This is a genomic window from Mesorhizobium sp. BR1-1-15, from assembly GCF_020165475.1.
In the GTDB taxonomy this organism is placed as follows: Bacteria; Pseudomonadota; Alphaproteobacteria; order Rhizobiales; family Rhizobiaceae; genus Mesorhizobium.
Window position 1 is genome coordinate 96,208 of the sequence record NZ_JAIUIF010000005.1, and the last position, 11,826, is coordinate 108,033.

6 protein-coding genes are annotated in these 11,826 nt (G+C 64.8%); 4 read left to right on the forward strand and 2 right to left on the reverse strand.

Annotated features, from left to right (window positions below):
* Positions 1-157: 157 nt before the first annotated feature.
* Entirely contained in the window at positions 158-1,288 is a 1,131-nt protein-coding gene (gene dnaJ / locus LB541_RS11185; protein WP_140491627.1) for a molecular chaperone DnaJ, read from the reverse strand.
* Between the two features lie 213 nt (positions 1,289-1,501).
* The gene (dnaK, locus tag LB541_RS11190; protein ID WP_140514198.1) at positions 1,502-3,418 is read right to left on the reverse strand and encodes a molecular chaperone DnaK; all 1,917 of its coding nucleotides are present in this window, start codon (positions 3,416-3,418) and stop codon (positions 1,502-1,504) included.
* 591 nt (positions 3,419-4,009) lie between these two features.
* On the opposite strand from dnaK, the gene LB541_RS11195 reads away from it, so the two are divergent.
* From LB541_RS11195 to LB541_RS11210, 4 genes are all read left to right on the forward strand, one after another.
* Complete coding sequence (locus LB541_RS11195; protein WP_411969778.1) at positions 4,010-5,989, forward strand: hypothetical protein; 1,980 nt, start codon at positions 4,010-4,012, stop codon at positions 5,987-5,989.
* Between the two features lie 10 nt (positions 5,990-5,999).
* Complete coding sequence (locus LB541_RS11200; RefSeq protein WP_224618421.1) at positions 6,000-9,653, forward strand: DUF11 domain-containing protein; 3,654 nt, start codon at positions 6,000-6,002, stop codon at positions 9,651-9,653.
* 201 nt (positions 9,654-9,854) lie between these two features.
* Entirely contained in the window at positions 9,855-10,532 is a 678-nt protein-coding gene (gene rpe / locus LB541_RS11205) for a ribulose-phosphate 3-epimerase (protein WP_140582735.1), read from the forward strand.
* 417 nt (positions 10,533-10,949) lie between these two features.
* Entirely contained in the window at positions 10,950-11,696 is a 747-nt protein-coding gene (locus tag LB541_RS11210; RefSeq protein ID WP_140514205.1) for a GntR family transcriptional regulator, read from the forward strand.
* Positions 11,697-11,826 lie beyond the last annotated feature (130 nt).

Consider the following 11,826-nt stretch of genomic DNA (forward strand, 5'->3'; position numbering starts at 1 on the left):
GGCAAGGCAGGGTCATGCCTATGTCGTGGATAAGATAGTTTTCGTCGCGTCTAAAAATGCGCGCCTACTGCGGTTTTCACGGCGCGTGTCGGCCGCCCGGCAGGTGAGGCGCAGCGCCGACACCGGCAAGGCAAGCCACACGCGCACAGGCCGTCGATCAACGCTCGCCGAACGACTCGAAAAAGTCCTTCATGCGGGCGAAAAAGCCGCTCGACTGGGGGGAATTGTCCTGTGAGGAGAGCTGTTCGAATTCCTCCAGCAGCTCGCGTTGGCGGCGCGACAGGTTCTGCGGCGTCTCGACCGCCGTCTGGATGTAGAGGTCGCCGACATTGGGCTGGCGCAGCACCGGCATGCCCTTGCCCTTGAGGCGGAACTGGCGGCCGTTCTGGGTGCCCTCCGGCACCTTCACCTTGGTCTGCGTTCCGTCCAGCGTCGTCACCTCGAACGAGCCGCCAAGGGCGGCAGTCGTCATCGAGATCGGCACCTTGCAGTAGAGGTCGGCGCCGTCGCGCTGGAAGAATTCGTGCGGCTTGACTGCGAGGAAGATGTAGAGGTCGCCCGACGGCCCGCCGCGCAAGCCGGCTTCGCCCTCATTGGCAAGCCGGATGCGGGTGCCGTCCTCGATGCCGGCTGGGATGTTGACCGACAGCGACCGCTCCTCGGTGACGCGGCCCTGGCCGGCGCATTTCGGGCACGGATCTTTGATCGTCTGGCCGCGGCCCTGGCATTGCGGGCAGGTGCGCTCGATGGAGAAGAAGCCTTGCGTGGCGCGCACCTTGCCGTGGCCGTTGCACATCGAGCACGTGACCGGCTGGGTTCCGGGCTTGGCGCCGGTTCCCGAACATTCCGAACAGGAGATCGAGGCCGGCACGCGGATCTGCGCGGTCTTGCCGGCAAACGCCTCTTCCAGTGAGATTTCCATGTTGTAGCGCAGGTCGGCGCCGCGCTCGCGGCCGCCGGAAGAGCGGCGCTGGCGGCCACCCATCATGTCGCCGAAAATGTCCTCGAAAATGTCGGCGAAGCCGCCGGCGCCGAAGCCGTGTGCGCCGCCGTTCATGCCGCCCTGCTCGAAGGCCGCGTGACCGAAACGGTCATAGGCCGCGCGCTTCTGCGGATCCTTCAGCGTCTCGTAGGCTTCGTTGATTTCCTTGAACTTGTGCTCGCAGGCATGGTCGCCCGGATTGCGGTCGGGGTGGAACTGCATGGCGAGCTTGCGGAAAGCGCTCTTCAGTTCCTTGTCGTCGGCACCCTTGTGCACGCCCAGCGTTTCGTAGAAATCAGCTTTCATTTTTTCCCGCTGTCCGGATGCTCAACGTCTTCATGCAGTGTTGCGTCGTTTGCCGGCACGTTGCCACGATTTAGGATCGGCGCAGCCCGGATGCTAGGGCCGGTGCGGAGCTGTTCGTGCTTTTCGACGATTTTTTCCGCACTTTTTCTGCCAGGGTTGCAAAAAAGCCCGGCTTTGCGCCGGGCTTTCCGCTTTATCTTGCCGTCAGCCGGTTCAGGCCGACTTCTTCTTGTCGTCGTCCTCGTCGATTTCCTCGAAATCGGCATCGACCACATCCGAGTCCTTGGCGGCGTCCGCCTTGGCATCGGCTTCCGCCGCTTCCTTCTGCGAGGCCTCGTACATGGCCTGGCCGAGCTTCATCGAAGCCTCCGCGAGCGCTTGGCTCTTGGCTTCGATTTCCGCTGCGTCGTCACCCTCGGTAGCGGTCTTCAGCGCCGCGATCGCGTCCGATATCGCCGTGCGGTCGGCTTCCGAGACCTTGTCGCCATATTCCTTCAGCGACTTCTCCGAGGAATGCACCAGCGCCTCGGCCTGGTTGCGGGCCTCGACCAGCGCGCGCCGCTTCTTGTCGGCGTCGGCATTGGCTTCGGCATCCTTCACCATCTTCTCGATGTCGGCGTCCGAAAGGCCACCCGAGGCCTGGATGCGGATCTGGTGCTCCTTGCCGGTGCCCTTGTCCTTGGCCGAAACATTGACGATGCCGTTGGCGTCGATGTCGAAGGTGACCTCGATCTGCGGCACGCCGCGCGGGGCCGGCGGAATGCCGACCAGGTCGAACTGGCCGAGCGCCTTGTTGTCGGCGGCCATTTCGCGCTCGCCCTGGAAGACCCGGATGGTCACGGCCGACTGCGAATCCTCAGCCGTCGAGAACACCTGGCTCTTCTTCGTCGGGATCGTCGTGTTGCGCTCGATCAGCCGGGTGAACACGCCGCCCAGCGTCTCGATGCCGAGCGACAGCGGGGTCACGTCGAGCAGCAGCACGTCCTTGACATCGCCCTGCAGCACGCCGGCCTGGATGGCGGCGCCGAGTGCGACGACCTCATCGGGGTTGACGCCCTTGTGCGGCTCCTTGCCGAAGAACTGCTTCACGATCTCCTGGATCTTGGGCATGCGGGTCATGCCGCCGACCAGCACCACTTCGTCGATCTCGCCAGCCTTCAGGCCGGCATCCTTGAGCGCCGCCTTGCACGGATCGATGGTGCGCTGGACGAGGTCTTCGACCAGGCTTTCGAACTTGGCGCGCGTCAGCTTCAGCGTCAGGTGCTTGGGCCCGGTGGCGTCGGCGGTGATGAAGGGCAGGTTGATCTCGGTCTGCGTCGTCGACGACAGCTCGATCTTGGCCTTCTCGGCAGCCTCCTTGAGGCGCTGCAAGGCAAGCTTGTCGTTCTTCAGGTCGATGCCCTGTTCCTTCTTGAACTCGGCCGCCAGATATTCGACCAGGCGCATGTCGAAATCCTCGCCGCCGAGGAAGGTGTCGCCATTGGTCGACTTCACCTCGAACACGCCGTCACCGATCTCGAGCACCGAAATGTCGAACGTGCCGCCGCCAAGGTCATAGACGGCGATGGTCTTGCCGTCCTTCTTGTCGAGGCCGTAGGCGAGGGCAGCCGCGGTCGGCTCGTTGATGATGCGCAGCACTTCGAGGCCGGCGATCTTGCCGGCGTCCTTGGTCGCCTGGCGCTGGGCGTCATTGAAATAGGCGGGAACGGTGATGACCGCCTTCTCGACCTTCTCGCCGAGATAGGCTTCCGCCGTTTCCTTCATCTTCTGCAGGATCATGGCCGAGATCTGGCTGGGCGACTGCTTCTTGCCGCCGGCCTCGACCCAGGCATCGCCATTGTCGCCCTTGACGATCTTGTAGGGGACAAGCTTCTTGTCCTTTTCCGTCACCGGATCGTCATAGCGGCGGCCGATCAGGCGCTTGACCGCGAAGATGGTGTTTTCAGGATTGGTGACCGCCTGGCGCTTGGCCGGCTGGCCGACGAGACGTTCGCCGTCGCCCGAGATGGCGACGATGGAAGGCGTCGTGCGCGCGCCTTCCGCATTCTCGATCACCTTCGGCTCCTTGCCGTCCATGATGGCGATGCAGGAGTTGGTGGTGCCGAGATCGATACCGATTACTTTTGCCATTTTTCTAGTCTCTCCGCTAAGCAGGCTCTCAGGACCCGTAAGGCGTTCCGACGAAAGCCCCTGTTCACAAGAAATCCCGTTCGGCAACCGCTGTTGCGGCGCTGGACGGCTTGGCGCGTATATAAGAACAGGCGGCATCGGGCGCAAGCATTCTGCGCAAGGCTTCCACCATCCTCGACAGCGGATGGCGAAACGGCCCGATTACGCCTGCGCCCGAGGCATCGCGTCCGCCCGCTTCGCGGCGTCTGAAAGAATAGCCGGGCCCCACAGTGAACCTTTCCGCCTCCGCGTGCGACTGACGCTCAGGCGCCGCATGATGCGGCCACGGGAAAGGGAGCCACCATGACCAGCACCCCAGGGACGCCATGGCCTCCCCGACCAACAGGAGCTCGGCGCGACCATCGTCTTCGCGACAGGGTCGATGCGCTTGGCTTTCCGCTGGTTCCGTTGACCCTGCACAGGAGCAGGCGTATCGTAATTATGAGGAAAGCAGACAATTCGATCGGGGACGAACGTGCTGGAACGCCGCGCCTTGCGCTGGTTTGCGCGGCAGGATCGGTTGGTTCTCCGTTAGACTTCGGGGGGAGTTCCATGTCTCGCGATCACCGCCGGTTCGCGCCCTCTCGTGCCGGCCGTTTGGGCGGCGTGGCGAAGGCCGCCAGCGCCTTTCTTGTCCTGGCGCTGATCGCCGGCCTGTGGCTTGGCGGCCCCGCGCGGGCGCAGGAAACCCGGATCATCTATCCCGGCTCGATGGCGGTCACCGGATTTTCCGGCACCGTCATTCCCGATTTCGACTCTTCAGATTCCGAAAAGGGGGGCCTGCCGCCCGGCGTCGATCCGATTGACGAGACCTTCATCGACACGGCGCGCGCCACCTTGCGCGTTTTCGACGTTTCAAGCCTGGGCGGGCCGGCCTCCGGCCAGCTCGTCTACACGCCGCCGCCTTTCGAGGTGACATCAGGCCAGATCGGCCAGGTGTTCGGCCTCACCTATGATGACGGCATGCGCGGTGGCGTCCCGTCAGGCATTCCCAATCTCTATGCCGGCGCCACCTCGCTGCACGGCATCCGCATCGTCACGCCTGACGCCGACGATGACGGGCGTCCGGAGCGGCAGCGCCGCGGCATGGCAGGCGCTGCCTTCATGGAGGGCCAGTTCGGCACCGAGAACGGCGGCGGGCCGGGCACCATCTGGAAGGTCGACGGCATCACCGGCCAGGTCGCCAAATTCGCCGACATCGACACCAACAGCGGGCCCGGCATCGGAAATCTCACCTTCGACCCCATCCACCACCAGGTCTTCGCCTCCGACCTCGATACCGGTCTGATCCATCGCATCGACCCCAATGGCGCGCTGGTCGACACGTTCGACCATGGCGTCGCCGGGCGCCCGGCGCATGGCCTGGCTCCGGTCGCCGACGATGGCGCCGTCATGGACATACAGGGCGCGGCCTTCGACACGGAAGACCCCGAGACCTGGGGCTACACCCAGGACGAGCGCCGTGTCTGGGCCGTCGCCTATCATGGCGGCCGGCTCTATTATTCCGTCGGCGAGAAGGCCGAGATCTGGTCGGTGGGCATTGCCCGCGATGGCCGCTTCGCCGGCGATCCCCGTTGGGAGCTGACGGTCAAGGCCGACAAGGACTACGCCGTCACCGACATCGCCTTCGACGATAGCGGCTTCATGTACCTGGCCCAGCGCGGCCCGGTCGAGAACCGCTACGACTACAGCCAGCTCGCCGATTCCGGCAAGGGCGAGGTCATCCGCTACTTCAGCGAAAACCCGGACGATCCGGCAACGGAGTCGGTCTGGGTGGAAGCGCCGCAGGAATATGCCGTCGGCTTCCCGCAAGGTTTCAGGCAGTCGGCCGGCGGGCTGGACCTGCAATATGGCTACGACGCCGAGGGCGATCTCGACACGTCGGCCTGCACCCGGACGCTGGTCAACACCGGCGATAAATTGCGCGACAATCCGGCTCTTGCCGAGCGGCTCGCCGCTGGCGGGCCGCTCGCCGTGCATGGCGTGCAGATCACGCCCAGGGAGCTGGTCAAGCCGGCCAATGTGCCGCCTTTCGGCTCCCGGTTCGTCGACTTCGACGGCTATTTCGAGGACCCGGAAGTGGAAGGCCATGTCGGCGACGTCGCCGTCTGGCATCCCTGCGAGGGCCGCGCCGGCTATTATGAGGAAATCCCGGGCGGCTATCTGCCACCGTTCTATCCGCCGGACTTCCAACCGCCCGGCAACCTGCCCCCTTGTCTCGATGTCGACGATGTCAGGTATTTCTGCACACCGCGCGGGCTCGAGGCGGACCTTTATCTCCATGACCATGCCGGCCTCGGGGGCGATTCGATCAAAGCCCAATCCAGGACGCCAGGCGTCGGGGTGACCTCGCCCATGTCGCATGTGCCTGGCAAGCCATACACGATCGGCATCACCGGCCACGATCCGGGCGACACGGTCGATGTCGGACTCTGCTTCTACAGGAAGTCCGACAAGGACAAGGGCGGCTACTACCCTTGCTGCAAGATGACCTTGCCGCTCAGAACGCCAGCCGTCAGCTGCGACCGTTGAGGAGGGGACGATGAACAATCTCGCACTCTCCCTGCTTGGCGTCGCCGACAAGGCAACGGTCAAGAACACGAGGCGCCTGTCTTTTGCCAGGCGCGCTGCGCGCTGGCTGGTGGCGGCCGGTATCGCGGTCGCCATGCTGCCGGCGCTGCCGGCACTTGCCGAAGACACGGCTCCGGCCAAGACCGTCCAGGCCGCCAGCCCGGATAAGGAATTCAAGCTCGACAATCTGCGCATCATCAATCCGGAGCCCGGACGAGCCGTGCCGTTCTTCACCAAGACCGGCGGCCAGCGAAGCTGCGACTATGTCTTCTACACGTTGAGCTTCGGCCTGCGCGGCGCCCCGCAAGCCTTCTCCAGTCCGGGGCTGTCGGCTTCGCTGCAGAGGGCCCGGCTCGACTTCAAGGACCAGCTCCCGCATGGCTTGCAAATCGTCGACATGCAGGTCTCCGGTGACGGCACCGATGCGTCGGGCGGACCTCTGCCTGGCGCCGTCATCAGCAATTCGGCCGGCCCCAACGACACGGCAACGGTTTCGGATTTCCGGATTTCCGCTTCCGATCTCGACGGCTCGGGCGCACCGGGCGAACGCGTCATCACTTTCCGTATCACCGCCAGGATCGACCACGCGGCGTTCCCCGCGCCGGCGACGGTCGACAATCAGGGCCTGGTCAAAGTCACCGTCGGCACCGGCACGGGAACCATCATTCCCTCACAGGATCCGGGCAAGCCGGACGACGGCAATTTTCTCACCGGCGAAAAGACCTCGATGCGGATCGACCTGACCAAGTGCAATCCGCCGCCACCGCCGCCTCCGGGCAAGGAATGCTTCAAGGTGGAGCGCGGCACGGTCGACTGCGTGCCCGGCGGCGGCGCGTTCATCTACCATATGCCTGTCGGTCCCGAGATGGGCGGCAAGTGGGTGCAGCTTTCGACCGCCACGCCAGGCATCACCATCGTCCCCGACACACAGAAGGTGCCGGCCGGCGGCGGTGTGCTGAACTGGAAGATCGTCGGCGCCTCGCCCGGCGACGTCATCCACCTCGTCGTCACCGGCATCGAGATCTATGCCGGGCCGAAAGAGGGTTGGGGGCTCTGCTGCACGCAGACCATCGACATCGTCATCCCGCGCGACCAGAGATGTCCGCCCAAGGACAGGGAACCGGACCTGAAGGTCGAGAAACGCGCCGATGTCACGCGCTGCACCATGGGCGGCGGCTGCGACTTCAGCATCCGGGTCACCAATGTCGGCGACGCGCCCTATAACGGCAAGATCGTGCTCGACGAGGTGACGCTGCCGGCGGGCTCGACGCTCGATTCGGGACCCAATCCGCCCTGGATCTGTGTGCCCGGCGCCACCCCGATGACGTGCACCCATCCGGTGACCACGCTCAATCCGGGGGCTTTCATCGACCTGGAGTTCGGCTTCAAGCCGGCTGGCGGCTGGCAAGGCAGCAGCTTGCGCAACTGTGCCGCCTATAACTATGCCGCCAGCGGCAAGCCGCTGTTCGGCAGCCAGGCCAACGACCGTGGCTGCGCCTCGATCCCGATCTGCCGGCGTGGCGATCGCGATCGCGACTGCCGGCCGCCGGTCGAGAAGAAGGCCGACCTGATCCTGAAAAAGCGTACCCGCGCGGAAGCCTGCACCGCCGATGGCGTGTGCAGCTTCGTCATCGACATCATCAACAACGGCACCTCGACCTATAACGGGCCGCTGACCGTGGTCGACACCTATCCCAGCGGCGCGCCGGCCTCCTCGACCTTTGGCCCGAGCCCACCCTGGACATGCGGTCCGAACGGGCCCGGCCAGTTCCGTTGCGACAATGCCGGCATCTCGCTGCCGCCGGGCGCTTTGACGGCGATCGTCGTCAAGGCGGTGGTGCCGGCCGGCTACCGGTCGGACACGGTCGAGAATTGCGCCGAGGTGAAACCGATCCCCGGCGAAACCGACCTCACCAACAACCGGGCCTGCGCCAAGCAACGCATTCCTCGTCCCAATGGCGGCCAGCCTGTCCTGCGTATCACCAAGACATGCGGCGGTTCGCTGGCGGGTGCCGCTTTCGTCTCCTGCCGCATCACCGTCAGCAATGCCGGCACGGCTGCCCCCACCGGTCCGGTGCGGGTCAACGATGCCGCCACTTTGGTGTCGGGCGGCGCGCCCGTCCAGATCCAGACCGTCACATCAGACGGCGCGGAATGGGCATGCGGGCCGGTTCCGGCCGACACGCTGGCGTGCCAGATTCCAGGCGCCGTCATGACACCCGGAACCAGCAGGCACTTCGACGTGACGGTTTCGGCCAACGGCGAGTTCGAGAATTGCGCGCGAGGCTCCTACGGCCCGGCGCAGGGCGAGGACGTCGTCCATCCGGTCGGCCGGGCCTGCGCCAAGGGCGGCGGGGTCTCGTCCATCCGCGTCGAGAAGACCGGCGACCGCGAGTGCCGGCCCGGAGAACCCTGCTCGTTCGAGATCACCATCACCAACGACGGCCCGGCGGAATTTTCCGGCCCGGTCCGCATCGGCGATGCGATCGGCGTCGAAGGCCTCGGCCGGCTGGAAGGCGTCGCGATCACCTCGATCGAGCCGCCCTTCGGCTGCTCGCCGGAACCGGCGGCCTTGCCTGCATCCTGCATCGCCGACCTGACGCTTGGCGCCGGCGAAAGCCGTGTCCACAAGGTTACCGTGGTCATCCCCGACGACAGCCGCCTGGCCAATCTGCAAGGCAGCGTCAACGGCCAGAACTGCGTCGGCGTGCTTTCTCCCCATACGCGGGTGCAGGGCGGGGGCGATGTGCTTTCCCGCGACCAGGCCAACACCCAAGCCGATCGCGGCAAGGCCTATGCCTGCCATCCCTTCGCCATCAGCCATGAGACGAAGAAGGAATGCTCGGCAGGCTTCGTCATGAACGACGCCGGCCGGTGCGTCTGCCCGCAAGGCACCACCTATCGCAACGGCCAGTGCTCGTCCGGCGGCGTCATCATCCCGCCGAAGGAGCCAAAGCGTTGCGTGCTGCTCGAGGGCCAGGTCCGCACAGAGGATGGACGCTGCGTCTGTCCGCGCGGGACCGAGCTGGAGAATGGCGCCTGCGTCAAGACATCCAGGCCGGGCTGCGCGATACCGGGATCGGTGCCGACATCGAACGGCGATGGCTGCACCTGCCCCAAGGGCACGCATCTCGATCGGGATGCCAACGCCTGCGTACGCGACAGGCCGAAGCCCGAGCAGTGCACCATCCGTGGCCAGGTCCACGGCGCGGACGGCGACTGCGTCTGCCCGAGGGGGACCGAGCTGCGCAATGGAGTGTGCCGGCGCAAGCAGCCCGATGTGGAGCAGTGCGACATTCGCGGCCAGATCCACAACAAGCGCGGCGAGTGTGTCTGTCCGCGTGGAACCCGGGTGATCGACGGCGCATGCCGCCGGTCCAGGCAAGAGAGCGAATGCGCGCCGGGCTCGCAAATGGTCAACGGCCAGTGCCAGCCGATCTTCAGGCGGCGTTGCCCGGAAGGCATGATCGGCCGTTATCCAAACTGCAGGCCGGTGCGCGGGCAGCCCTCGCTGGAACTCAACCCGGGCATGCTGCTGCAGCAGGTTCTGCCACGGCGCAGGCCGCAGTCCGAACAGCAGCAGGATACGGCTCCAAACAGAATCCTGAATCTCCAGCAGCAGTAACCATCGCCTGAAGGCACATCGGAAGCCCCGCCGGAGCAATCCGGCGGGGTTCTTCGTGGCCGGGCAGGCTGAAGCTGCAACACGAAGAGGACGCCGCACTACCCCAGCTGTGGAACCGCCAAGCTCGCACCCTCGACAAGTCAGCGGCTGCGCTTTAGGCAGTGATCAGATGAAAAAGGCGCTCGGAAAGGCCCCGTCATCATGACGAAAAAAACCTTGATCGCACCTTCGGTGCTGGCTTCGGACTTTTCGAAGCTGGGCGACGAGGTCGAAGCCGTTACGGCAGCCGGCGCCGACTGGATCCATCTCGATGTGATGGACGGCCATTTCGTCCCCAACATCACCTTCGGCCCGCCGGTGATCAAGGCGATCCGCGATCGCACCAAGGCTTTCTTCGACTGCCATTTGATGATTGCGCCGGCCGATCCCTATCTGGCCGCCTTCGCCGAGGCCGGTTGCGACGGCATGACGGTGCATGCTGAGGCCGGGCCGCATCTCGACCGCTCGTTGCAGACGATCAGGAATCTCGGCAAGAAGGCCGGCGTTTCGCTCAATCCGGCAACGCCGGAAAGTGCGATCGAATACGTGCTCGACAGGCTCGACCTGATCCTGATCATGACCGTCAACCCGGGTTTCGGGGGCCAGGCCTTCATTCCGGCAATCGTCGACAAGGTGAGGCGGGTCAAGGCGCTGATCGGCGGCCGGCCGATCCGCATCGAGATCGACGGCGGCGTGTCGCCCGAAACCGCGCCGCTGGTGACCGCCGCCGGCGCCGATGTGCTGGTGGCCGGCGCCGCCATCTTCAAGGGCGGCAGCGTGGAAGCGTACCGGGCAAATATCGGGGCGATCAGGACGGCGGCCGACAAGGCAGCCGGCTAAAAGCACCGCACAAGGAACCGATGGAGGCCAGGATCTCCCCACGTGGTCAACCCCGGGGGCCTGCACTGCGCGCTTCGCTGCGGCTGGCCCCGCGACAAAAGCCATGGGCAGGATAAAAGGCCTGATTCGGTCCCACTGTTCGGTGTCTTTTGCGCGCGACGGAAAAGAGGTTCGCGCGGAGGCACGGAAGAACAGGTGATCCTGCATATAAACACGTTAAATTTCCGCCGGTTGTAGCCGAACACGATTTCGTTCGACCAGATATAGGATCGTGCATATTTCTTTGTTCTAAAGTACAATGACGCGATCTCCCGCTTGAGCGCGTCGAGGCGCGCGCGGTAGGGTACGTGTACGGAAAGGGAACTGTTTCTCGGACTCGAATTGCCCAGGACAAGATTTGGGGACAAGGAGCCGATTTTGACATACGCAGCTGCCAATCTGAATGACGACGGCACAGGCTCGAAGAGTACGCTCGCCAGCACCGTCTATCATCAACTCCGTGCCGATCTTCTGCGGGGCGCCTTTGAAACCGAGAGCAAGCTGCGGGTTGAGTGGGTTGTTTCCAAATATGGCGCCGGCGCTTCCCCGGTTCGTGAGGCTCTCAATCGCCTGGCCTCGGAAGGGCTTCTCGGTCGGCATGACCAGCGAGGCTTCTTCATCATGCCGGTCAGCGCGGCAGAGCTCGAGGAATTGACGCGTACCCGTTGCTGGCTCGAGGAACGGGCGCTTCGCGAATCCATCGCCCACCGCACCGCCGAATGGGAAGAACAGCTGGTTCTGGCGTTGCATCGGTTGGGGCGCACCTCACGTCTCATGCCAACGGATCTGTCGTCGCTCAATCCGGACTGGGAGAGACTGCACCGCACTTTCCACCGTGCGCTGATCTCGGCCTGCCGGTCGCGATGGCTGGTGGGGTTTTGCGACCAGCTTTCCGATCACGCCTACCGCTACCGCCGAATGGCCAGTAACGGCGAAGGCATCCAGCGCGACGATTTTGCGGAGCACCGCCTGATCGCGGAAAATGCGCTGGACGGTAATGCCGACGCCGCGGTCGAAGCCCTGCTCAATCACTATCGCCTGACGGCAGCCATGTGCATGGAGCGCTTCAAGCAGGTCGAAGCATCAGAGCCGGCCAGCGCCAGGGCCGAGCGCACCCCACGGTAGCGCCGCATCGCGCCCCAAGCCTTTGCCCCCCACCGCCGAGGCCTTCCGCTTTTCGCCGGCGACATGATCATGGCGGCCGCGTGGAGCCGCCCTTGCGGGCTTGACGGGTCGGCAAGAACCACCAACAGTC